Annotated in this window: 16 protein-coding genes and 8 pseudogenes; 10 read left to right on the top strand and 14 right to left on the bottom strand. The window is 38.8% G+C overall.

The window, feature by feature from the left end:
* Window positions 1–50: 50 nt before the first annotated feature.
* From AAZO_RS04915 to AAZO_RS36915, 3 genes are all read right to left on the bottom strand, one after another.
* On the bottom strand, window positions 51–662 hold the full coding sequence (locus tag AAZO_RS04915) for a hypothetical protein (protein WP_013190395.1): 612 nt from the start codon (window positions 660–662) through the stop codon (window positions 51–53).
* Between the two features lie 122 nt (window positions 663–784).
* A complete protein-coding gene (locus tag AAZO_RS04910; protein ID WP_013190394.1) occupies window positions 785–1,840 on the bottom strand; it encodes a zinc-dependent alcohol dehydrogenase in 1,056 nt (351 codons plus the stop codon).
* A gap of 488 nt (window positions 1,841–2,328) precedes the next feature.
* Window positions 2,329–2,466, bottom strand: a complete 138-nt coding sequence (locus AAZO_RS36915; RefSeq protein ID WP_228371508.1) for a transposase family protein — start codon at window positions 2,464–2,466, stop codon at window positions 2,329–2,331.
* Between the two features lie 344 nt (window positions 2,467–2,810).
* On the opposite strand from AAZO_RS36915, the pseudogene AAZO_RS04905 reads away from it, so the two are divergent.
* Window positions 2,811–3,019, top strand: a pseudogene (locus tag AAZO_RS04905) (transposase); the annotation flags it as partial.
* Between the two features lie 1,236 nt (window positions 3,020–4,255).
* Window positions 4,256–5,180 (top strand): annotated as a pseudogene (locus tag AAZO_RS04900) (alpha/beta fold hydrolase).
* A 525-nt stretch (window positions 5,181–5,705) separates the two neighbouring features.
* Here the strand turns inward: AAZO_RS04900 and AAZO_RS44575 are convergent.
* The 3 genes and pseudogenes from AAZO_RS44575 to AAZO_RS04890 all read right to left on the bottom strand — a co-directional run bounded on the left by AAZO_RS44575 (window position 5,706) and on the right by AAZO_RS04890 (window position 8,606).
* Window positions 5,706–5,825: a helix-turn-helix domain-containing protein gene (locus AAZO_RS44575; RefSeq protein WP_476691479.1), complete on the bottom strand. Its 120-nt coding sequence runs from the start codon at window positions 5,823–5,825 to the stop codon at window positions 5,706–5,708.
* A 597-nt stretch (window positions 5,826–6,422) separates the two neighbouring features.
* Window positions 6,423–6,808 (bottom strand): annotated as a pseudogene (locus AAZO_RS28795) (DUF4277 domain-containing protein); the annotation flags it as partial.
* 838 nt (window positions 6,809–7,646) lie between these two features.
* Window positions 7,647–8,606 carry an aldo/keto reductase gene (locus tag AAZO_RS04890; RefSeq protein WP_013190393.1) on the bottom strand — a complete coding sequence of 320 codons (960 nt, stop codon included), beginning with the start codon at window positions 8,604–8,606 and terminating at the stop codon, window positions 7,647–7,649.
* A 152-nt stretch (window positions 8,607–8,758) separates the two neighbouring features.
* Between AAZO_RS04890 and AAZO_RS04885 the strand changes: the two genes are divergently transcribed.
* Window positions 8,759–9,358: a DUF1802 family protein gene (locus AAZO_RS04885; protein WP_013190392.1), complete on the top strand. Its 600-nt coding sequence runs from the start codon at window positions 8,759–8,761 to the stop codon at window positions 9,356–9,358.
* Window positions 9,359–10,362: 1,004 nt separating this feature from the next.
* Window positions 10,363–10,527: a hypothetical protein gene (locus AAZO_RS34905; protein WP_013190391.1), complete on the top strand. Its 165-nt coding sequence runs from the start codon at window positions 10,363–10,365 to the stop codon at window positions 10,525–10,527.
* A 577-nt stretch (window positions 10,528–11,104) separates the two neighbouring features.
* On the opposite strand, the gene AAZO_RS04880 is transcribed toward AAZO_RS34905, so the two are convergent.
* The gene (locus tag AAZO_RS04880) at window positions 11,105–13,552 is read right to left on the bottom strand and encodes an ATP-dependent Clp protease ATP-binding subunit (protein WP_013190390.1); all 2,448 of its coding nucleotides are present in this window, start codon (window positions 13,550–13,552) and stop codon (window positions 11,105–11,107) included.
* Window positions 13,553–13,874: 322 nt separating this feature from the next.
* On the opposite strand from AAZO_RS04880, the gene AAZO_RS04875 reads away from it, so the two are divergent.
* The gene (locus AAZO_RS04875) at window positions 13,875–14,171 is read left to right on the top strand and encodes a DUF3288 family protein (protein ID WP_013190389.1); all 297 of its coding nucleotides are present in this window, start codon (window positions 13,875–13,877) and stop codon (window positions 14,169–14,171) included.
* 49 nt (window positions 14,172–14,220) lie between these two features.
* Here the strand turns inward: AAZO_RS04875 and AAZO_RS04870 are convergent, their stop codons facing one another.
* From AAZO_RS04870 to AAZO_RS04860, 3 genes and pseudogenes are all read right to left on the bottom strand, one after another.
* Entirely contained in the window at window positions 14,221–15,633 is a 1,413-nt protein-coding gene (locus AAZO_RS04870; RefSeq protein ID WP_013190388.1) for an MlaD family protein, read from the bottom strand.
* 138 nt (window positions 15,634–15,771) lie between these two features.
* Complete coding sequence (locus AAZO_RS04865; protein WP_013190387.1) at window positions 15,772–16,554, bottom strand: ABC transporter ATP-binding protein; 783 nt, start codon at window positions 16,552–16,554, stop codon at window positions 15,772–15,774.
* A 230-nt stretch (window positions 16,555–16,784) separates the two neighbouring features.
* Window positions 16,785–17,036 (bottom strand): annotated as a pseudogene (locus tag AAZO_RS04860) (hypothetical protein); the annotation flags it as partial.
* 137 nt (window positions 17,037–17,173) lie between these two features.
* On the opposite strand from AAZO_RS04860, the gene AAZO_RS04855 reads away from it, so the two are divergent.
* The gene (locus AAZO_RS04855; RefSeq protein WP_013190385.1) at window positions 17,174–17,605 is read left to right on the top strand and encodes a hypothetical protein; all 432 of its coding nucleotides are present in this window, start codon (window positions 17,174–17,176) and stop codon (window positions 17,603–17,605) included.
* Between the two features lie 90 nt (window positions 17,606–17,695).
* Here the strand turns inward: AAZO_RS04855 and AAZO_RS04850 are convergent, their stop codons facing one another.
* From AAZO_RS04850 to upp, 3 genes are all read right to left on the bottom strand, one after another.
* The gene (locus tag AAZO_RS04850) at window positions 17,696–17,974 is read right to left on the bottom strand and encodes a YggT family protein (RefSeq protein WP_013190384.1); all 279 of its coding nucleotides are present in this window, start codon (window positions 17,972–17,974) and stop codon (window positions 17,696–17,698) included.
* Between the two features lie 132 nt (window positions 17,975–18,106).
* Complete coding sequence (locus AAZO_RS04845) at window positions 18,107–18,451, bottom strand: ssl2009 family thylakoid membrane protein (protein ID WP_013190383.1); 345 nt, start codon at window positions 18,449–18,451, stop codon at window positions 18,107–18,109.
* Between the two features lie 76 nt (window positions 18,452–18,527).
* A complete protein-coding gene (gene upp / locus AAZO_RS04840; protein WP_013190382.1) occupies window positions 18,528–19,178 on the bottom strand; it encodes a uracil phosphoribosyltransferase in 651 nt (216 codons plus the stop codon).
* Window positions 19,179–19,715: 537 nt separating this feature from the next.
* Between upp and crtH the strand changes: the two are divergent.
* Window positions 19,716–21,218, top strand: a pseudogene (gene crtH / locus AAZO_RS04835) (carotenoid isomerase).
* A gap of 157 nt (window positions 21,219–21,375) precedes the next feature.
* Here crtH and AAZO_RS04830 read toward each other — a convergent pair.
* Window positions 21,376–21,963, bottom strand: coding sequence for a Crp/Fnr family transcriptional regulator (locus AAZO_RS04830; protein ID WP_013190381.1), 588 nt, complete (start codon window positions 21,961–21,963; stop codon window positions 21,376–21,378).
* Window positions 21,964–22,276: 313 nt separating this feature from the next.
* Here AAZO_RS04830 and AAZO_RS04825 point away from each other — a divergent pair.
* From AAZO_RS04825 to AAZO_RS36910, 3 pseudogenes are all read left to right on the top strand, one after another.
* Window positions 22,277–22,764: pseudogene (locus tag AAZO_RS04825) on the top strand (RrF2 family transcriptional regulator).
* Between the two features lie 18 nt (window positions 22,765–22,782).
* Window positions 22,783–23,750, top strand: a pseudogene (cysK, locus tag AAZO_RS04820) (cysteine synthase A).
* 604 nt (window positions 23,751–24,354) lie between these two features.
* Window positions 24,355–24,758 (top strand): annotated as a pseudogene (locus AAZO_RS36910) (DUF4277 domain-containing protein); the annotation flags it as partial.
* Window positions 24,759–24,760: the final 2 nt, after the last annotated feature.

Genomic DNA, 24,760 nt, shown 5'->3' with positions numbered 1-24,760 from the left:
GGCTAGTGCCAACAAAATTCAAAATTCAAAAACCTACATCCTTAGTTAAGCTAACGGGTTCTCAGTTCTGCTTCTAATTTATCCAGGTCAGATTTAAGAAGAAGTGTAATTTGGCCAGTCAAAGCTTTACTGTCTCTGGGTTTAGCAATTTCTATCCAATAGGCGTAGCGATCACCTACTCGTAACTCTCCCTTCAATGCTTCCCGAATCGGCGTTTTTGCTAAACGAGCTTGATTAATTACACTCTCATTAGGATAGTTGTAAACTACCGGAGCTCGATTATAGTCTTGATAAATATCCAAACCATAAATTATACGCAAAGATTCCTGAAGACGCTCAACGGTAACACCATTAACACCATCATACATATTGAGGCGTTCAGTGCGTATTGTGCTGCGGTCTTTGGTAAATGTTACCTTACCTGGAGGCAATACTGATGCTTGAAAAGTGAATCTTTGGGCAGCTGTATCGTTTTTGCTGACAAATAATTTTTCCCCGCTTCTAGGACGAAGGGTAGGATGGCCTTGAATCCAGGTCGTTACTTCCTCTGTGGTTTGTCCTGGTAAAGCCTGGGCGGAAGAATTTAAGAGTATTTGCCCTGATAAAGAACAAATTAGGGAAAAAGGCAAACTTAAAAAGTTAAGTAAAGATTTTTTCAGCATTTTCCTATTTAGGAATTACATCACAATTGGCCATTGGTAGGTAATTATTTTGGATTTTGGATTGTGAAAGTATTGCTCTATACTACTTGATAGTTTACAAACATCCTCTAAAATATTTATCACTAACAGGGCAAAATTGCTACTTTAATTACTTTACGGGCTTTCATATCAGCAAATACCTGTTCTAAATCGGTTAATGGACGATGTTCACTAATTAGCAACTCAAAAGGAATCTTCCTGCTGGCTATCAGTAACAATGCCAGTCTTACATATTTAGGTGTATTGTGAAATACGCCTTTAAGAGTTAATTCACTATAATGTAGCTGTTCGGTATTTACAGTAATGGTTGTATCTTTGGGACAACCACCAAATAAATTTACAGTTGCACCAGGACGGGCGCAAGCGATCGCTGTTTCCCACACACTAGGAACGCCAGTAGCCTCTATCACTACATCTGCACCCCAACCTTGAGTTAACTCCTTGACCACACCGGGAAGATCAGCAACTTGATGATAATTAAAAACCTGTGCCGCACCAAATTTTTTGCCAATTTCTAACCGTTGGTCATTACCTCCCCATAGCAATACCTCAGCTTTGGTTTCCGCCGCTAAAACCGCCACAAACATTAAGCCAATTGCCCCATCTCCCAGCACAACTACCCGGTCTTTAGGTTTGACATGAAAACGCCCCATACCATGTAAAACACAGGCTAAAGGTTCTGTCATGGCTGCCAAAGCAAACGGTAGCTGATCGGGAATCGGCAACATATTATGGTGCACAATCGGTGCAGGAATTTTGAGATATTCGGCAAAAGTGCCATTATTCCATGTCAAATTTGGACAGAGAGAATATTCTTGACGTTGACAAAACAAACATTCCATGCATGGTGCTGAATTATTGGCGACAATGCGATCACCTATGGTGGGGTGTAGCCCATCACCTACCTGCCAATTAGTCACACCAGCACCGACGGCGACAATTGTTCCTGCCGCTTCATGGCCAAACAAGGTAGGGGGAGTCAACATTTTCGGATGGCCACCACGCCGCCAAACCTTCAAATCTGTACCGCAAGTGGTAGCTGTCCCCACTTGAATCACCACTTCTCCATCGCTTGGAATTGGCTCAGGGACTTGCTCTAGGCGTAAATCTTCCTGTCCGTAAAGTAAAGCTGCTAACAAAGCTTTTCACCTAAGAATGAGCTGCTAAAAGATTTTACAGGAGATTGTGAGAAATTTGAGCATCGTTCCTCAAACCAAAACCATAATAGAGAGGTCCGAAAATTTAGAAAGGAGTCTGTGTCTGGCTTTCCATAGTGTTAAGATGAGGAAAGAGCGAAGGCAAGAATCAGGGTTGGGAATAGTTACGGATAGTTCCTATCCATGAAGATGTTGATGACAAATTCATAACTGACCTCATATCCATAACATGTATGAAATGGGCAACACTCATGAACCAGTTCCTAATGTGACTAAACCACCAATAGTTAGTAAGAATTACTTGTAAGTAAATTGGGTAATTCAGGGGAAATCTTTGTTCAGGTAAGGTACCCGGAATGTTCTTACAAGTCTAATGACCTATTCAACAACAATACCCTTGGTGGAAAACTCTTTGTTTCCTGCCTTTTGTTCTAAGTTGCCATGGCATAATCACTACCATGTTTTTCTACCTATTTAAGGAGACTAGCAGGGAAAACATTTCCTAATATCTCTAGCCAGTAATGAAATGTGTCCTTTGCTTCCGTTTTCCATATACGGAAATGGAAACCTAAAACCTCAAATGTTGGCATTTTCCTCCAATAGAACAAGCATAGAGATACCTATTCTTTTCTCTCTAGTTTCCCTTTCGCCCCTCCTCCTTTCTGATTTATACCTATCTTTTTACTTTCTATGTCACCTTGAAGTTTTTTATGCCACATTTCACCTTGGGTTAACAAGTCTTGACACTGATGGTTAGTTATTCCCTGTATTTGTTTTGTAGGATGTGGATATTCTTGAATATAGTTGATTTAGTAGATTTTTCCTTTTGGTACACCCTCAAAATTCCCTTCTACCATTTTTTTCACACCAAGTTAATTTTCCTGACAGGTCTAATAACGATGGATGAGTTGTTTTGTCAATGCGCAAAGCCTCAAAATCTGGCACATTGCCCATGTTCGATATCCTAACACTCTTGCAAAGCCTGCTACCAGAAATAAAAGTGACGACGATGCGCGGCAATTGAGCTCCTTCGTAATGGCCATGTTAGTGATGAGTGGGAGAGTCACAATGTTGGGAATCTCTCGTTGGGCAGACATAGGTGGTAGTTATCGAACAGTGATGAGATTCTTTCAAACCGTCATACCATGGGCGACAGTATTCATTAGACCTATTGCAAAATTGTTTCTGTGGTATGATAGATAGCTTTAGATTTTATGTATTTTTGGTGTTCTTTAGGCTCGCTAATTCAAACATAACCCTGTAACTCTAACTTTTGGCTAAAAAGACAATCGCTGATTATAACATATAATTAATTCTGCAAGAGGTCTATTACTAGAGAATAGTATTCTAACGAAATATAACATCAACGGGGCAGACTTTACTGACAAATTACTGCACTACTGATGTTGCTTACACTATTTGTATAGATATTTGGTAGATGCTTTGGGTCGGCTAACTTGTTTAGATGTAATTATTGATATGTTTTGGTAAACCAACCAGAAGGTTGAAAAACGTAACGTATATTTGCGCTAAGTACAATATGAGCTTGATTATTGCTCAACTTCTACTGTTTCCAGTTCATTCTTAATTTCTTACAGATTCGGAAAAAACCATGCAACAGTTTCTTCATAGTGAGCTAACTGCTCTAATATTTCCACTAGCTCTTCCAAACTAAACACACCCTGGGCTTCTTGGCTGGAAGAACTGTATCATCGGCTATTTGTCCTGAGAAGTGGTTGAAAATAGCTGTGATTAATTGCATTTTTAGTACCTACTGGGTTTCGATACAATTATCCTAAACGTCAAATGTGGAAAACTCGTGGACAACTTAGAGAATTTCTCACTGATTCGTGAAATATGCCTAGAAAGCCTGTGCATTAGACTTTTTCCCTATTCCCAGTTTGCTTTTGTATAATCAGGACTTATGCAACTGGCACTCTAGGATGCGTCAGATGTCGAAAATCTTTTGATACTAACCAATTTATCGGTCTGACGCACCCAGCCCTTTCAATGTGGTCGTTTGTACTATTTTTCCAGTTCTCTCTTCATCCTTGTCCTATCGTTATTACGACGTTGTCTTCAAAAAAATACTCAATTCAAGACATAATTTTTGACTTGAGTTGATGCTGTAATCGCCCTTAATGATATCGATAGCCTCAAGCCCTAATTTGGTACTTTAGACAGGGAGTGGGTTTCGTCCCTTGATTTAGTAGTTCATCTGTTCCCATTGAAAGGGCTGGTCTGACGCACCCTATAAGAAAGATTGAGTGTAAATACTTATATAACTCCGAATAATGTGTTTAATATACCTTGACGCAGTACTTGAGCGTGATCAGGTTGGGTTTAGAGAATCTGCTACTCTAATAATATTAACCATACTTAACATTTCTTCCTATGATGCAGACAGCTATAACACCTTTTACAACTCCAGTTCCTGGCTAATACTAGCAATGGCGGGGACATAACGTTTACTATGTACAAACCTGAGAGAAATAACCCCAGCTTCCTCCCTTACTGTTAGTACATGGCTTTGGTACTTCCACAGACCACTGGCGAAAAAATCTGACTGGACTGTGTGCAGACTGTCAAGTACTTGCTATTGACCCTTTGGGATTTGGACGGTCACCAAAACCGAAATTACAGTACAGTGGGGACTTATGCCGTGACCAATTGCGAGACTTTATTAGTAAAGTTATTGGTGAAAAAATAGTAGTAGCAGGTAATTCCCTGGGAGGATATGCTTGTTTGTGTCTAGATGCGCAATATCCTGATATTATCCCTCAGGTAGTATTACTTTAATAGTGCTGGGCCTTTTTCTGAACCGGAAGCTATACAGGCTCAAATTCAACCTCCTAAAAATCCTGTACAACAATTATTTTTAGGTAAAACTGTCAAATGGTCTTTTAAACAATGTTTATTCTAGGCTTTATTATTTCAACATGTGGATCAAGGTTGGGTAATTCTTTGTACCGTAGAAAAGGTTTATTTAAACAAAACTGCAATTACTGATAAATTAGTAGCAGAAATTCAAAGTCCGGCTTATTATCAAGGCGCTTTAGATGTCTTTATTTCTGTTTTCACCACTCCCCAAGGGGAAAAAGTTGATGTTTTACTCAAGCGACTAACTTATCATTTGTTGTTATTGTGGGGTGAAGCAGATCCTTGGGTGAAAGCGCGGGAACGTTCTCAAAAATTCCACCAATATTATTCCCAATTAAAAGAATATTTCCTTACTGCTGGTCATTGTCCCCATGATGAAGCACCTGAACCAGTGAACCCGATTTTATGTGATTGGGTTTTCTCTATTAATACAAGTGCCTAGTTATCTCTTTGTGGCTGATAATTGGTAGAATAATGATAAGTTAGCAAGAGTCATGGATAAGTTTCTTGAAAGCAGTTGAATTTGATTGATTAGCTTGACTTTGGGGGTTGTTTTTCTTCTATTTTACACCCCCTGAACGCTTACAAAAGATGAATACAGTAAACAAATTCAGTACGATACTTCTTGTAAACTATTGATTTTTTAATCATTTCTTTAATTCTATAAAAATTTAGTATCCATATCAGAGAGTGTCACTAAAAAGTAACTTTATTATGTCTTGGGGCTTTGATAGGAATGGGTGTGGCAGGTTGGGCGATCACTTCATGACAGAAAGACTCTATAGTGTCATGCAGAGATTCCAGGGAGTAGCGTTCGATATAGAAAGGAGAATTCAAAGCTACTGGATGATGAGGATTTTCTAACCTGTGAACAGATGGGAATTTTGCTAGTGGTTTGTACTTTGTTTAGCGCGATTCAGTGCTAGAAGAGAATTCTTTTTACTGACTGGTTCACCCATAGTTTATGTTAGCATCTTCCATAGTTTCGAACAAAAATAACATCATTTTTAATATATGTATTGGCTAAATTTAATTCTCTGGCAATATCATCGTATCTTTTACCCTTCCAACTACCTTTTAAGACGATATCTTATAGATAAGTAAGATATTGTTTGGTATATTCAAATACCAGGGCATTAACTAATTGAGCGAATAAGAACAGCAATATCAACAGGAGCAGGTCAAACAGGACAATTAATAGTAAGGCGAAAAGGTAAACCGACATTCCGCACTTAAATCAGTAGCATAAATAAACTAAATTAATAGGTAATTCAGAACTATAGGTTTTAAAAATCCAGTAGCCATGATAATATAAATTATCCACGTCAAAGTTCCAGCTTTCTTATTGTCTAAAAAAAGCTAGTTAGACAACAATCTTAAATTTGAACTTTTCAATCACTTATGAAAATACAAGACTATGCAATAGTGAATTAGAGATTTGAAAACTAAGAAAATAAATAATACTTTTGACAAGCTGTAGGTAGGATTCTGAACTTGACAAAGTGCCTCTGTCAAGTTCAGAATCCTATGAACTCCTTGTGTAATCAGAAAATTAATCCCTTGAAAACATACGCCAGTTGCTGCCTCTTTCAGAGGAGCTTCCCTAACAAGTCGGGGAACCCACCCAACGCACTGGCTCTGAAATATTCAATAATTCCTGTCCTAGATTATTTAGGTAATTATTATACTCTCCATGCAAATGCAATGAGGTTGAATCTAAATGGGAATATTTGGTTGCTACTCCATATTTTTTTGCTAGTTCTAAGGCAATTATTAGGAATAATTGAGTTAATCCATATTTGTATGGATTATCCATTACTCTGCCTATTTTATCATCATTTAAATCTTCGCCTTCAATTCCCACTCCTAATAAATGTTCTATGGCTTTTTTCTCAGAAAATCGAGGAAATAAATATAATGGTCTCCATAGAAAACCTAGTCCATAATGATTGCTTTGACTATTTCTCCTGTAGTCACTTTCTCTCTACTATCTATTAAGAATATCTCATTGATTTTTCCTACAGTTCCTATCTCATCTATTATTCCTGCTATTCTTCCCAAGTGCTCCAATTTATTACTCTCAAAATCTTATTTTCGGTAATTTATATTTTTGGGTATTTCTATTTAGTTCAGGCTTATTTATATTCATTTTCTCATCTTTTACCCTGAATTTATTGTCAATACTTACGAGTTCTAAGTCGTTGGGAATTTCTATTGTATTGTCTATTTTTTTTACTATTTAAATTATGTGTTTACTACGTAGCTTTTTGTAATTACCTTATACATGTATATGTACTACGAAATGAAGTGCGAAATCTGGGGTAAAGTAATTAGCTGCCAAAAGTGTGATTATTGAGTTGATCAAGGATAGGCTTTTTTTAACATTAGATTTGCTGATGTGATCGCTCTTTCAAATTAAACAGATTTTCTGAGGGTGAGCGCTATTTTGGAATAAACAATAAAAACAAATCCTGATAACAACTAATTATATATATATAAATCTAAAAACCTGGTCAGGGTTGACCAGGTTCTAGCGAATTCCGAAGTTTCAAATTCTTAAGATTAACTAAGTGATTGAAAGTCAATAAGTAAGGTGGATACTAAAACAGACAAGTTCAGCATTTTCTCGTTTTTTCTCTTAGGGATTTGGCGCGACTATCAATAACAGTCGGAATACCACTGTAAGTTGTATATGCTAAAACTTGGTTGGGCTAATCACGGGGGACACTTATGTCATTGCCCGGTTGGTTGGTTGTTTTTCTTCTGTGTCCTTATGAATATAATCTAGCAAACCCTAATTAAGATACGATCACTTGTTTACTAAAGTTGACTTTTTATTTCATTTAGCAACATTGGGGACTCGGGACTGGGTAATAGATTTTTCTAATTACCAATTACCAATCACCAATCACCAATCCCACATAATTCCTGTATTGTCGAAATGGTCGGTAACAATGCGGCCAATATTGTCTATCTGGGCAATTTCTGCGACTGAAAGTTTTATCTCTGCGGCTTTGGCGTTGTCTTTTGCTTGTTCGGGATATCTCGCACCCGCGATCGCATTTGTTTGGGGTTGGACAATTAACCAGGCCAATGCTAACTGGGCTAAACTACAATTATGATTTTCGGCTATGGGCCTGAGTTGGTCTAATGCCTGTTGAGCACGTTCAAAGTTTTCTCGTTGAAATAACCTATTTTTGGCTCGGTTATCTTCTGGATCAAATTTATGACCGGGTCCAAATTTACCAGTTAACAATCCTTGGGCTAGAGGTGAATAAGCCAAAATAGAAATATTGTTTTCAATACAGTAGGGCATGGCATCTGTTTCTACATTCCGCCAAAATAAGGAGTAAGGTGGTTGTAAACTGTCAATAGTTCCATATTGGGAGGCTTCTACTATTTGTTCACGGGAAAAATTAGAAACTCCAATGGCACGAATTTTTCCTTGTTGTTTGAGGTGATTTAAGACACTCATTGTTTCTTCTATAGGTACAATTTCACTGTTGAAAGAACCAGCAGGCCAATGAATTTGGTAAAGGTCGATGTAGTCGGTTTTCAGATTTTTCAGCGAACGTTCACAAGCTTCAATCACTTGTTGATATTTGAGATGATTGGAAAAAACTTTTGTGGCATATTCGACGTGATCGCGCACATCAGACAAAGTTTCAGCTACAATCTGTTCAGAATGTCCATTACCATAAACTTCCGCAGTATCTATGGTTGTAATTCCGGCCTCGTAAGCAGCACGAATGGTTTTAATCGAGTCAGCATCTTCAATTCCCACCCACATTCTTTTGCCGGCTTGCCAAGTTCCCATCAGAATGGGTGAGATTTGGACGGTGGATCTCCCTAGTGTTCGTTTTTGCATAGTTTTTCTCTACTTTCTTTTCCCTGGTTAGTGTGAAAACCCAAAAGGCAGGAGGAAAGCTTGTTTTGGGAACTAAGTATTTATTTCCTCCAGTCTCCACTAGTTTTACATTTTAACCGTCTTAAACTTAAATAAAATCAGAGTTACAGTAGATGCTCATGGAATTGACTACCATTTTTCATGCTCTTAAAGAATGGGCAGTAGCCGTAAATGCGTTGGAAAGCGGCAAAACAATTATGTTACTTCGTAAAGGAGGTATTCATGAACGAGGAGGACGCTTTCAGCTTGCATATCAGCAGGTTCTGCTCTATCCTACTTATGAGCATCAACAATCTTTTATGCTCAAGGCTGAGTATGTAAATCTTGTCTGTCCAGTCACATCAGGATGGCATCCAGAAACAATTCGGATCGGTAGTTGGGCAGAAATTACAGATATTTTGCCAGTTGCGGATGAGTCTATTGTCAGTGATTTACTACTTTTTAATATTTGGAATGAGTATTTTATTAGCGATCGCCTAAAATGGAAAGCACGTCAGCCTTTATATATTCTCTTGTTACGTACTTACAAACTACCCCAAGCACAGTATATTCCTTATTTGCCTGAATACGGTGGTTGTAAGTCTTGGATTGATTTAGATCAACAAGTGAGTTTACAAGGCTCTCAACCAGTTTTATCTGATACTGTTTATGGTCAGTTAGTTGAGACCATTCGCGGAATTATTGGTGATCGTTTGTACGCCACATCTTGTTAAGCAGGAGTTGGGGTAAAGCAAATGTGGAGAAAAGTTTGAGAGTTTAGCATTGAATTCCTTTTACCCCACACCAGCAATAACCTGGCCAATATCTTGAGGAGTTGCACCTGTGGCTAAGATTGCCGGAATCAACAATTCAATTGAGACTGAAGAATCGCCATTTTCAGTGATAATATTAGATCTCTTGCAGAATTAATTTTATGTTACAATAGCGCGTTGTTTTTGTTTTAGCCAAAAGTTAGAGTACAGGGTTATGTTTGAATCAGGGAGCCCAAAGAACACCAAAAATACATAAAATCTAAAGCTATCTATCATACCACAGAAACAATTTTGCAATAGGTATATTTATTTGTTGGGTTTCATTTTATTCAACTCAACCTATAGCTAACTAAACATTGTTACATATCGTAATACCATGGTGTGGCTTACATACTATTGTTGTTGCTGTTGACGATGATTGGACCGACCACAGTCGATGACACAAACGCACTAATCACCATCTGAACTGAGCTCCAGAGATAAGGAAGCGGTGGTTTCTGCACTTGAGGGGGTAACAAGCAAGGTGAAACCATCACATAACAAAGGTTTTAGGTGATAGACCCCTTGGAAAAATTGATAAGAAAACAGTGCTTATTGACAATTAAGTGTGCAGTTATCAGGAGCCGCCTACGTCAGCAGAAAACCTAAAGATACGAAAAGAATGGTCTTAATTAATGGAACAAGTCATCAGTTTTATTCGCAATAAGTGGACATTTTATCAGTAGTTTATAAGGGCTATAACCCTTATACAGGAGCTTTTTAGGTTCTTTATCACCCCCTCAATTTCTGCACTATGTTGAACAAACCTTGACTGGTGAAATATGAGGACTCCCGCACTTTGAGCGCACACGGGCAATCTACGCGAAGTGTAGCTAGGAGCAGGAAGCATGCACTCGCGACTTCTACATGGCGAGTGATAATAAAATCGTATTTCGCAAAGTTTTGAATGGAGAGGGGAGTGTAAAATGAATGAAAAACTCCAGATGGAAAAAGACAAGCTCCAGGTAAGCGATAATATCAAGATAAATCAAGAAATAGAAAACGAAAAAGTTCTATGTTCTCATTGTCAGCGCACTGCTACCAACAGGATTAAATGTAAAGGTATTTGTGTGGCTGATAATGACTATTAAAAAATGAATTCTATCGCTGCAAAAATTCCTCTATTCTGAAACCCAGTAAGTACCAGAAGTATTACTAACCAACCTCACTTTCTGGTTGACAGTAATAGGTAGACCCCGATCAGAATTTCTCTGTGCGACTTGCTTGCCACCAAGGAGAGTTCATCGCGGTATTAGCACGAATGAGAGGCTGTTGTTTTGTTGCTGTAGAGAGGAAAGATTGTAAAATTATACTGTTGGTGCTACTGGTTAAACCCAAGACTTGAGGGGATAGGAATTCATTGCACAGCTAAAATAGCTCCAAATGTAGATATAGATTTTGGTTATAGTTGGAGTGCACTTCGGAATTTAGATACTGGTGATACTCGATTTAGCAATCAAACTTTTAAGAGTCAGTTGCAGATCAAATTTTAAAACAAGGGAATAGGAGATAGGGGGAGAGAAAGAAGCTTATCTGAATAGTATTGGAGAATATGCAGAAAATACAGGAATGCAAAAGCATTAAGAGTAAAGGTAAAGAAAAAACCTTTAACCTTCACCCTTAATACTTTGATTTTTAAGCGATTAGTGTTGAGATGGTATTCACCGTTTAGCCAACATTAGCTAACAGGAATTCGCGGGTTTCTGCTTTTCTGACTGTTACCTGACCATCATCATCAACATCGACAATGGCTGTATCACCTTCAAGGATGTGACTAGATAAGATAGCCTCAGCTAAAGAATCTTCTAACAGACGCATAATAGCTCGACGTAAAGGTCTAGCACCGTAGCTTGGGTCATAACCTTCTCTGACAACCAGTTCTTTGAAGCTTTCTGTGACTTCGAGTTTAATTCCTCGGTCTTTTAATCGGTTAGCAACATCATGCAGCATGATTTCGGCGATTTGCTTAACTTCTTCTTTATTCAACTGGGTGAAGACGATAATATCATCAACACGGTTGAGGAATTCAGGACGGAAATAAGCTTTCAGTTCTTCATTTACCAATTTACGGATACCGTTATAACTAGCGTCGGCTTGATTATCAAATTCAAAGCCTAAACTGATACCGCCTTTCTCAATTACCTTAGAACCAATATTGGAAGTTAAGATGATTAAGGTGTTCTTGAAGTCTACTTTACGACCTTTAGCATCGGTGAGGTGTCCTTCATCCAAGATTTGTAGCAGCATATTAAATACATCAGAGTGCGCTTTTTCAATTTCGTCGAAAAGTAGCACCGTGTATGGTTTACGTCTTACTGCTTCTGTAAGTTGTCCGCCTTCGTCGTAGCCTACGTAACCTGGAGGTGAACCGATAAGTTTGGAAACGTTATGGCTTTCCATGTATTCGGACATATCCAAGCGAATCATGGAATCTCCTGCACCGAAGAAGTAAGCGGCTAGGGCTTTGGCTAGTTCGGTTTTCCCTACTCCTGTCGGACCAGAGAAGATAAAGCTGGCGATGGGACGCTTAGGATTCTTTAAGCCGACACGGGCGCGACGGATGGAACGAGAAACGGCTGCAACTGCTTGTTCTTGACCGATGAGGCGTTTGTGCAGGGTGTCTTCTAGGTGCAGTAGTAACTCTGATTCTGATTCGGTGAGTTTGTTAACTGGGACACCTGTCCAAGAGGCAACGATTTGGGCGATGTCTTCTTCGTCAACGATCGCTTTAACTGTTTGCAGGTTATCTTCTAAGTCTATTTTGGCCTGAAGTTCTAGTTCTTCTTGATTGAGTTTACTAGCTTTACCAAAATCCTGAACTCTGATAGCTTCTGCTTTGTCTTTGCTGATGTTTTTGAGTTGCAGTTTGATTTCTTTATTGTTGATGATGCGGGAGTGACGTAAACGTACACGAGAACCAGCTTCATCAATTAAGTCTATAGCTTTGTCCGGTAGGAAGCGATCACTAATATATCTATCGGATAACTGTGCTGCTACTACTACAGCTGCATCAGAGATGGTGACTTTATGATGTTGTTCATAAGCACTACGCAACCCATAGAGAATCTCAATGGTTTCTCCTACAGAAGGTTCTCCCACCAAAATTGGTTGAAAACGCCGTTCTAAAGCCGCATCACGCTCAATGTGTTTACGGTATTCATCCAAGGTGGTTGCCCCAATACATTGGAGTTCACCTCTTGCTAAAGCTGGTTTCAGGATGTTAGCTGCATCTAAACCGCCTTCTGTACCACCTGCACCGACTAAGGTGTGAATTTCATCAATCACCAGGATGATATTGCCTTCTGATCGAATTTCATCCATGATTTTTTTCAGGCGTTCCTCAAAGTCGCCACGGAAACGAGTTCCAGCTACTAGTAAACCCATGTCCAGACTGATGACTTGCTTGTTCAACAGCACTTCTGGTACATCTTGGTTAATGATACGTTGGGCTAAACCTTCTGCGATAGCAGTTTTACCAACACCTGGTTCTCCAATTAAAACCGGGTTATTTTTGGTGCGACGACCCAAAATTTGCACCGTGCGCTCAATTTCTCGTTGACGACCAACAACAGGATCAAGCTTGCCATCCTGAGCCATTTTGGTCAGATTTCTACCAAACTCTTCTATACTTAGGTTTTGATTACGCTTAGACCCGCTTACAGTGCCTGCGAAAACAGTTACATCTTCACCCAAACGACTAATAACAGCAGCACGGATACCTTGCAACTCAACTCCCAAATTTTGCAGAACTTTGGCCGCCACTCCTTCCCCGGCTTCAGTTAAACCTAACAATAAATGTTCAGTGTTTATGTAGTTGTGTCCAAGACTATGAGCTTCTCTAAAAGATTGCTCAAACAGACTTTTTACTTTTGGTGTAAAAGGAATTTCCGGCGGAACAAAACCAGAACCCCGACCAATAATTTTCTCTACTTCCCGACGCGCATCTTTCAGGGTAACACCCAACTCAGCTAGCACTTTCGCAGCCACTCCGGTTCCTTCTCCCATTAAACCCAGGAGAATTTGTTCAGTGCCTACGAAATTGTGTCCCAGGCGGCGTGCTTCCTCCTGAGCTAACATAATTACCCTAATGGCTTCGGACGTGAAGTGTTCAAACATAGCGGGTTCTTGCTCCCTTGCTGCTTGGACTTTGGGTGAGATAAAGTTCACCCTTATCTAAAGTTTTTTGTATTTTCTTAAAGATAATGTATCTTTATTTAAAATTAGATGACAGTGGTGAGAGCCGTATGAGCTAGGGTGTAGTTGCCGTCATCAGTCGTTGTGCAGAACTAAAAATGAAAACTCAAAACTTCAAAACGCTGATGACCTAAACTTTTAGCCTATTTTGGCTTCCGGTATTTTGATTACCGCTTTCCTGTACTAGATAGACGGTTAAGCCTCTAAGCTTGATGAATCTGAAATCCTATCCGTTGTAACAATTATGACAGAATCTTCAGCAAGTAAAGACCAACAACATCCTCTTTACAATCGAGATCGCCCCTTTATTAATATTTTACTCGCTCAAGAGGCTACAGACTACAATTTAGCAGAATTGGCTAGATTGAGAATTCGCTATCAAGGCTTCCCAGGCGCACGGGACATCCAGAAGGACCTAAATAAAGTTTTGCAACGCTGGGGTTTAACCGAAGCTGAACTCTTCACCAAAACCCGCCAACTGCATGATATTGGCGGCATTTACACAAGTCGCGGCAAAAAAGACGAGGAAGATTGGAATTAGTTATTAGTCATTAGGCATTAGGCATTGGTCATTAATTATTAGTGAGTTTTTATCTCCCCCTGCTCCCTGCTCCCTGCTCCCCTGCTTCCCCAAGAGGAGTTTCCGGTGGTGTAGATATTTCTAAATCTAACTGAATTACATCAGCTTTTTCAATTGGGGTGGGGGTGATAAATTCTGGTTTTTCTACTTCAACTTTTTTGACGGGGATAGAAGTTAAGAGTTCTGCCTGGTTCATAGATGCTTTGAGAGAGTCTAAGGTGACAGCTACCTTTGCTTGTTCCTGCATATCCTGTGTAGAAGATACTAATTTACTCAAACCATTCACCAACTGCAGGAGATTTTGGCGAAATTGAGGATCGCCTGTTAATTCATCTAAATCAGATGTAATTTTTTGGGTATTTTCAAATGTCACCCTGGCAGCATCTAGGGTTTGTTGAAGTAAGACAATATTTTTAGGATTATTTAAGGTCTTGGATGCGTCTTTTAAATTAGTTGAAGCTTCCGCAGCGTTCGCAGACAAAAGTTCTAAATTATTCAATAATCCCCCTTCATTTAAACGATTAACCGCAGGTGATAAACCACTAACTGTCTGACGCAGTTGGTTACTAGTTTGAGTAATATTATTTAAAGTCCTAACTAGGGACGAACGGTTTGTTGTCAATAATTCATCTAAGTTATTCAACAAACTACCTGCTTGTTGTGCAGTTTTACTAAACTCGCTGGCTGTTTCACCTAATTGATTTGCGGTTTTAGATGTAGTTGTAGTGAGTTCATTTGTAGCTTTCTGGATGGTGACAGCAGTATTAGAAAATGTGCCGATTTGCCCTTTAAAGCTTTTGCTCACACTCTGGAGTTCTCGACTGAGGTTAGCAACACTAGAAGCTGCTGATGCAGAGGTTACTAACAAGCGATTAACGTTTTGATAAAATTCCTTGTTATTATATTGAGCCGTAAAATCAGATGATTGACGAATCAGTTCATCAACGCTGATACCAATTTGACCTTTTAATGTACTGATTTCATTACAAATAATCAGACTGGGATTACAATCTTTGTCTAAGGGTTTAGCAATATTAGTTCCCGTCGCTAGGTTGGTTATTGGGGTAATATCAATAATACTTTCGCTAATTAATCCAGTTTGACTGGCTTGAATTTTAGAATCTGCGGGAATTATCAAGTTAGGATCGTTGATTTCAATTTCTACAGCAACAGCATTGACTGCGGTTTTAATATTGGAAATACTACCAACTTTTACGCCACGATAACGAACTGGTGAGCCTTTTTGCATTCCCCCAGCGTTAGCAAATTCCACCACAGCTTTATAAGAACTGCGTCCAAGGGGGATTCTATTTAACCATAGGAGAATTATTCCAAATGCTCCTAAACCCAGTAAAAGTAATAATCCCACTGAGCCTTCTCTAAAAGTTCGTGTAGACGTGAAGCCGCTAATTAGACTTCGCATTTTCTCGCCCTCCATAAAACTAGTCCTGATTTGTGATACGAATTAGAAAAATGAATACGGTAGATGTAAGCATAAAAACCTTCTAGAACAGTAATTATCTCACAATCTAAAATCCAAAATCTAAAGTCTAAAATAGTATCAACCAACTAGTTGAATGGGACCATTTATACTTCCACTCATAAATTGTCTGATCAACGGATGATCTGTATGATCTATTTCACTTACTTTACCTTGCCATTGCACCTTGCCTTCATAAAGAAATATCAACCTGTCGGCTGTGCGTCGAATAGTACTTTCTTGGTGGGTAACAATGCAGTATGTGCTACATACATCTTGTATAGATTGTAAGCTGCGGATTAAATCTTCAATTACCGTTGAGGCGATAGGATCAAGTCCGGCTGTGGGTTCATCGTACAATAAAACTTCTGGACTGTCTGCGGGATGATCTGGATTGGACATAATCGCACGAGCAAAACTGACCCGTTTTCGCATCCCTCCCGAAAGTTCTGAGGGGTATAGATGACCAATTCCTGGTAAACCCACCATATCTAATTTTTCGTTGACAAGTTGGCGAATGCGCGATCGCTCTAATTTTGAGTTCTGATACAATGAGAAACCAACATTTTCTTCTACTGTTAACGAATCAAATAAGGCCGCTTGCTGAAATACCATCCCAATACCTACTATATCAGCACCATCCTCAATTAATCCATCTCGCTTTTTCCCTTGGATATAAATTTCTCCGGCATCGGGTTGTAATAAACCAGCTATGATTCTTAAAATCGTTGATTTACCAGTTCCTGAAGGGCCAATAATCCCTATCGCTTGCCCTTTGTAAATTTGCAAATCAACATCATCTAAAACCTTATTTTTACCAAAGGCTTTAGAAATTCCTTTGAGTTCAATTAATGGTTCGGTCATTGGAATATGTAATTGCTACTAGGTTAAACTCAGGAATTAGGGCTGTAGGGGGTTACGGTGTAAGGGGTTAGGTACACCCCCATTTATTAAGCTGTAACACCTACAAGTGGCATTATCCTCATTTTGTGTGGAGTCTGTAAACCTTCTCCGCTACTCTCCTAGTATCTCAAGCAGAATAATGCAAATGGAAAGCCAGACAGAGACTGCTTTGTAAATTTCCGGACGTGTCTATTTACTAACTGTACTTTCCAAGTGCAGTTTTGTTCTTCCTCTGCTTTGACGAACTCTAAAAACGCCTCTAACTCCTCTGGAGTCAGTTCATCTAAGGGAATGGCAGTATTTGATACCCAAGTTGAGTTGTTCTGAATTTGCTCAACTACTGGCACTAATATTCGTCTCTGCATATCAGTGAGAGGACAGATTGCTGCATTACAAAGACTAAACGCTGTTTGCAAAGCGGCTTCAATCTCATTTGGATTCATAGGCTAATAGCAAGTGAGGATCTATTCTTACAATTATTACAAAGTAAAATTCAACTCTCTAATTCTTTAAGCGTAAATTTTACGTTCTCTAATGTTAAAAATTGCGTATAATTTATAGTAAAGTTATTGTGCGCTTTATGCGATTACGCTCACTCACACTGATCTTTATTTCTGGACTGATTGTTTTTCTCTCCTGGGTTTTCACTCCCCCTGCTCAAGCTTTGACAAAAATTAAACTATTTGATCTCTCGTATAAAGATTGCCCACCAGAATTAGCTAAAGGTGCTGTTATTAGTAGTGGTTCAGCAGCTGCTAATTGCTTTATCGTCATTGGTAAAGCAGAAAATGGTACTTATAAAACAGTCTATGACGCAGATATCTTTGGACGCATCTATGATGCCAACAATGATCCCATATTACGAAACCGTACTCGTTTAGGTTCTATTCCTGAAGTACCACCTGGTCTTAGCAATTTTGAGTTAAGAATTTCTGTTCCTTTAAACCAGCCTACTCCATTGAAACTGAAGCATTTTAAAGCGTCTGGGTTTAGCGGTCAAGTGCGAAGATAAGTTCATTCAGGGTTTTGTAGAGACGCTTTTGATTGTAACGTCTCTACAAAGTCAAATAAGGTCAAATAAAGTCAAATATTGGATTAGTGGTTAAAATCCCTGTCCTAATGGTAGACGACTCAGGCCTGCCAGAAAACTTCCAGCTAAATTGAGTGCTAGGAAGGCTAAGATTGGAGAGAAATCCATACCACCCAATGGGGGGATAATTGAACGAAATAGATTGAGATAGGGGTCACTAATCTGGCTCAAAGCTGCAAATGGTTGGTTATACCAGTTGATTTGGGGAAACCAGGTCAGTAACACCCGAATAATTAGCAAGTAGCTATAAATTTGGACAAAGGTTGCTAGTGTCGTAATCAGTAAATTCATGGATGGGTTAGTTTTCTGCTAAAAGTTAAAGGCAGTCTTATTCTATTGATTTTAATAGAGGTAATGTCATCGCGCCTGCAAATGGTAGCTACATCTACCAAAATAGGTTTTTCGTCATGAAACTGCTGCTATTTAGGAGTCTTGGAAGAGTGAACGTTCAACTGACTGGGATGAAGTGCCATTGACATTCCCTAACTGGTTGCGGACATCATCAATTGTGGCATTGAGTTGGGCAATTTTATCTTCTAGTGATTGTCGTGCCGTTTCCATTTCTAATCCCTCATTAGCTACGGCTCTCATTTGCCTTCTTCTCGCTGTTACTTTATTGGCTTCAAGGGAGCCATTATTGACTTCTATCTCTTGATCTCCCATCCCATCTCGACGAGATGCCAGTACAGCACCCAAAACCCCACCAACTACACCACCAACAATTGTTCCAAGTAAAAAACCACTAGCAAAACCATCTCGCTGACTCATATCTTTACCGCCTTCCAGAAATCTGCACACTTTCTTTTGTATTTAAGCTATATTCCTGTTGTTTCTGAAACCTAGCTTAAGTCCCAAAGATGCGATCGCCAGCATCTCCTAATCCCGGCACAATAAACCCCTGCTTGTTGACTGTTCCATCAATAGTGGCGCTGTAGACTGTTAGACCAGGATAAGCTCCACTCAATTTTTGCAAAGCTGGTGGAGCAGCTATCACACACACAATTCTAATCAACGCTGGATCAACACCTCTTTGTGTCAATTCTGCCATTGCTGCCATTATAGACCCTCCTGTAGCCAACATTGGATCGGTAATTAACACCCTTGTTTCTGGATCAAATTTGTCTGGCAGTTTATTTAAATAACAAGAGGGTTCTAAAGTTTCCTCATTTCTTACCAAACCCAAATGATAAATTTTTGCCAAGGGCAGCACCGTCTGCGCTCCCTCTAATAACCCTAACCCAGCCCGAAGAATCGGCACAACTGCCATAGGTACTTGTGGATCAATCAAAGTCGCTGGACAGGCTGTTAAGGGACTCTCAACGGCGGTTTCTTGCGTCGGCAACCAATCTCTTGCCGCTTCATAAGTTAACCATCGTCCCAACTCAGTAATGGCAGAACGAAATAATACTGAAGGTGTACCCACATCACGAGCTACTGCCAGCCAGTGCTTGATTAGGGGATGGGGTGGAACATAAACAAGCAATTGTTGAGTCATAGCCAGAAATGGGCAGCTTTTAATTATATAGGAACTGAACAACCATCATACTCTTTTCGGATTATGGCTGATACCAATTTTGGATTTGAGATTTTAAATTGGGCTAGCAAGTAATGCTGCTGCCAATTTCATTTCTAGTGATGGCAATTTTTATTGCTAAATATTTTCATTAACAGTTGACATATATTCTCAACCAAGGCTATACTGCTATACAGTGTTCTCCTCTCTTTAAAGGATCGGCAGACGGGATTGGCCAGCGGTAGCAGGCTTATCCCTCTTTTTTGTAAGTAGTCAGTCATGAAAGGGGTGTAGGATGTGGGGAACGCCCTAATTAAAATTAGGGGTTTCAAATCTGGATGTTGTATTTTCGGCTTTGCGCATCTGGAACTACATTTTTTCTTCTCTATTACAGGACTTACGCAACTGGCATATTAGTAGGGTGCATCAGACCTATAAATTGGTTAGTAAAACCAAATAAACAAAGACATATACTAAGTTACTTTTAACCATAATCCCTGTTGCTTATTTCCAGTTGTGATGAATTACGAATTATTTGATGTTATTCGTATCGGTTCTTACATTGGTGGTTTAGTAACAGCTACCCAGTTAGCAGCAAAAGGAGCTAAAGTTTTAATTCTGGAACGTTATCTAATTCCCAGTAGTAGTGCTGGATATTGTCAAAGTCAAGGATATACATTTGATGTTGGTGTATCAATGATTTTTGGATGTGGGAAAAAAGGTACAACCAACTTACTCACCTGTGCCTTAGAAGCAGTTAATGTCACCCTAGGAAAAATTGCTAATGCCGTACATATTCACTATCATCTGCCTAAAAGTTTAGATTTGAAGGTTGAACAAGATTATGAAAAGTTCTTGCAAAATCTGATTAATTATTTTCCCCATTAAGCCAAAGGGATTCGCTGCTTTTATGAAGAATGTCAAAAAGTTTTCAATTCCTGAATAATATAGAATTTCTATCACTAGAAGAACCACGGTATGTACTGCAGGTATTTTTCTAAAATCCTCTAGCTTGTCTTGGTTTAGCTAAATATTTACCCCAAAATGTGGGAGATGTGGCGCGGCGCTATATTAAAGATCCATTATTATTAAGGTTTATTGATATTAAGTGTTATTGCTGGGCTGTAGTTCCAGCCAACATGACACCCATAATTAATGCAGGGATGGTTCTTTCTGATCGACATTATGGTGGAGTTAATTTTCCTGAACATGGAGTAGGAAAAATTGCTCAAACATTAGCAGAGGGTTTAGAAAAAGCTGGTAGTCAAATTCAATACCAAGCTCGAGTAAAAAGAATTCTCACTGAATAAGGGCAAGCTATTGGTGTACAATTAGCGAGTGGTAAAGTTTATGATGGTAAACACATTGTATCTAATGCGACGACATGGGATACTTTTGAAAAATTACTACCATCAGCAAAAATGCTGCCATCAAATGACAAAATATAGCAATAAAGATATAAAAAATCGTGCAATCTTTTAAGTTTGCATATCGGCGTATAAGCCTCTATTTTACAGGCTAATACAGAATATCATCACATTTTGCTCGAAGATTGGCAAAATATGGAGTTAGCGGAAGGGACAATTTTGGTTTCTATTCCTACCCTGCTTGATGGAGATTCAGCTGCTCGAGGGAGGATAGCACATTATACATACTTTTACACCTGCTTAGATTGCTGATTGGCAGGAGCTTACAACGACTAAATATGAACAAAAGTAAAGAACAAACAGCAGCAAAAATAATTCAAAGATTGGAAAAAATTTTTCCTGCTTTAGATGCTAGCTTAGATTATCTGGAAGTGGGAACACCGCTTACTCATGATCGCTTTTTAGGTCGCATAGATGGCAGCTATTGACCCATAACCAACGGTAAGTTGCGGGGATTATTGGGACTTTTAATCGTAGAGCTATTCCTAATCTCTATTGTGTGGGGGATAGTACATTTCCGGTTCAGGGTTTAAATACAGTGGCTTTTTCTGGGTTTGCTTGCGCTCATCGTATTGCTGTGGATTTGGGACTATAAATTTTAATTACAAATTTAATCACAAAGCCTTGCTGCAAAAGGTTTTACTTTCACCTTTTGCCTTTTCCCCTCAGGCTAAGGCCGAAAATACCTATTTGGTAATTAAGCAATTACTCAAACATTATAACTCCTGACTCCTGACTCCTGAATTCTTACCTCAAATTTCGTAATACCAAATATATTCTTGTCGAACTACAATCCGATTTAAAGACAGTCGATCAATCAATCCTTCTTGTTCTAATTGTCCCAGCAGACGAGTTATGGTAACACGGGTAGAACTGATTAGTGCTGCTAAATCTTCATGTGTCAGACGCATATCTATTAATCTTCCTTGTTCTACTTGGGATCCAAACTTTTTCGATAACCATCCTAATAGTTGAATCAGCATAGCTTCTACTTTTTTATGGCTCCGAATCAGCATTAATTCTTCCGCTTGGTGGATGTGGTGAAGTAAAGTACCTGTGAGTTGATGCCAATCATCCACGGCTAAAATTGTTGCTTCTACTGTGGTTAAACATTCCATTTGATATGGTTTCATTTTCGATAAGGGTTCCCCCACTACATCACCTGGACCCCATAATCCTAAAGCTACTGTGGTACCGTCTTCTAAATAAGTGTAAGTCAACACAAAGCCGTTTTCTATTTGCCATAGAGCATCTTTTTTTATCGGTAAGAGCGATCGCCTAGGGAAATTTTGGCGATTAGTGTTAATAGATGATTGAGTCAGACCTCTGTATACTGACATCAGTATTAGTGTTATATTTTTCCGATGTACTAACTGTAGTATATAATGTTTTGGCTCTAAAAAGCTATCCAAATCTCTTTCCAGAAACAAGGAGTTCAGAAGAATAAGAAGAATTTATTTCTCCCTTGCTCCCCTTTTCCTATATGACTTCTGCTCTAATTCCTACGAAAGATGAAGCTATTTTGAGAGTTATGTGTATAAAGTACGGTAAATCGATAGAGTCATATCTTTTTATTAAAATAAAAAGTGGTATAATATCATGTTTAAGACTGAAAACCAAACTATTTTCGTAAAAGCACCCTTAAAGCTATCAATGTACAGTAGTATTCTAAATACGGACTTGAATAGCCAAAGCTACGTTCTTCTGGATCTTTCTGCCAAAGTGGATATGCACTATTGGCAGTGTTAGAACTAGCCACTCACGACGATAAAAAAGTTCCTGTGACTATGAACGAGATTGCTGCCAAGCAACCTATAGCACAATGCTATCTAGAACAGATTCTCACTAACTTGAGACGTGCGGGTGTGGTGCACAGACTCAGCGTGGCTCAAAAGATGGTTTCCTTTTAGTGCGTGAACCTGGGCAGATTACCTTGCTAGAAATAGTCACATTGGTAGAAGGGGAAGGCAAAGAAAAAGAAAATTCTGAGACTCCAACCATAGAAAAAAAAGACTTTGGTTCTGGAAATTTGGGAACGAGCTAATGCGGCTTCTATGGAAGTGCTGCCCGACTATACACTCCAAGATTTGTGCCAGGAAAGAGAAGCTCGTGCTCAGAATAGTCCCATGTATTACATTTAGTCATCAAGAGGTATGATGATGCGAATAGCAAACAATATCACCGAGTTAGTTGGCAATACTCCGTTAGTGCAGTTAAACAAAATTCCCCAAACTTGGGAAGCATTGACACGAATTGTTGTCGTCAAATTAGAAAGTATGAATCCTGCTGCTTCTGTCAAGAATAGAATTGGCGTAAGCATGGTAGAAATAGCAGAAGTAAAAGGCTTGATTATTCCTGGTAAAACTATTTTAGTTGAGCCGACTTCTGGGAATACTGGAATTGCCTTAGCTATGGTTGCAGCTGCTAAAGGCTAGCGTTTGATTTTAACAATGCCAGATACTATGAGTCAGGAAAGAAGACTAATGTTGAGGGGTTATGGGGCGCAATTGGAGTTAACACAAGGGGTAGAAGGAATGCGGGGTGCTATCGACAAAGCTACAGAAATTGTTGCCAGAATCCCGAATGCTTATATGTTGCAATAGTTTAGCAATCCTGCTAAGCCCCAAATTCATGCTCGGACCACCCCTGAAGAAATTTGGAACGATACAGATGGAGAAGTTGATATTCTCGTCGCTGGAGTAGGGACTGGGGGAATAATTACAGGCGTTTCCAAAATGATTAAACAACGCAAACCAAGTTTTCAAGCAGTGGCAGTTGAACCAGTCAATAGTCCACTATTAGCAGGGGGTAAACCAGGTCCACACAAAATTCAAGTTATCGGAGCCGGATTTATTCCCGCTATTTACCGTTCAGAACTCGTGGATGAAGTCATTCAAGTTACAGATGAACAAGCAATTTCCTACAGTCGGCGTTTAGCAAAAAAAGAAGGTTTGCTATCAGGAATTTCTGCTGGAGTCGCTTTATATAGATAGATGCGGCGTTGCAAATTGCCAAGCGTCCAGAAAACGCCGATAAATTGATAGTTATGGTGCAGCCTGGCTTTGGTGAACTTTACCTCAGCACTACGCTGTTTAAAGACCCAGAAGAAAGTGAATGGTTAACATAAGTTAAGTCATTGATCAACTTTGCTTCACTAAAACCAAGAAACAAATACAACTAGCAAGGAGTTTGATCGGACTTAAAGCCTGACTTTTCAAGACAATTACAGTCCCTAAACCCATCAGGACAAAAGGCGCAATGCTTGGTTAAAAGATTGGCTATTTTCTCCTGGTGGGTTAATTTATAATATATATGCTGCATGATACCAAACTGATAAGAGAAGAAAAAATACAGCGATTCTTGCTAAAGAATTATCTAATTTAGTGCTAGAGAATAAAGATATATAAACGCTAATATTATCACTGCTATTAGCAACATTTATCAGTACATTAGTGTTAATTTATGAATTAAAAACATTATTTTTCGATGATGTAGACCATATTTAAAACTTCATTCTATAGTGAACAAACCTGTTAAATAAATCACCGGAATTTACGAATTTAAAACATAATTTAAATAGTCTAAAAATAGATATATTAACAACTTGCAACTCGTAATTCTTGACAATAAGCTCAGGATAAAAGATGAGAAAATAAATGTAAATTATCCTGAATTAAATAAAAATATCCAAAAGTATAAATTAGCAGAAATAAGAGTTTGAGAGTAAGAAATTGGATCACTTGGGAATAATAGATGAGATAGGAATTTTAGAAAAAATCAATAAGATATTCCGAATAGATAGTAGAGAGGAAGTGAATACAGGAGAAATAGTTAAAGCAATCATTATGGAATAGGTTTTCTATGGAGACCATTATATTTATTTTCTCAAAAAGTTGAGGAAAAAGCCATAGAATATTTATTAGGAGTGGGAATTGAAGGCGAAGACTTAAATGATGATAAAATAGGCAGAGTAATGGATAAGCTATACAAATATGTATTAACTAAATAATTCCTAATAGTTGCCTTATAAGTAGTAATAAAATATGGAGTAGCAACCAAATATTACCATTTAGGTTCAACCTCATTGCATTTGCATGGAGAGTATAATAATTGCCTAAATAATTTAAGACAAGAATT

Origin of the sequence: 'Nostoc azollae' 0708 (genome assembly GCF_000196515.1) — a bacterium.
Lineage (GTDB): Bacteria > Cyanobacteriota > Cyanobacteriia > Cyanobacteriales > Nostocaceae > Trichormus_B > Trichormus_B azollae.
Note: the sequence above shows the minus strand (reverse complement) of the source record. Positions and strands in the feature narration are given on the sequence as shown.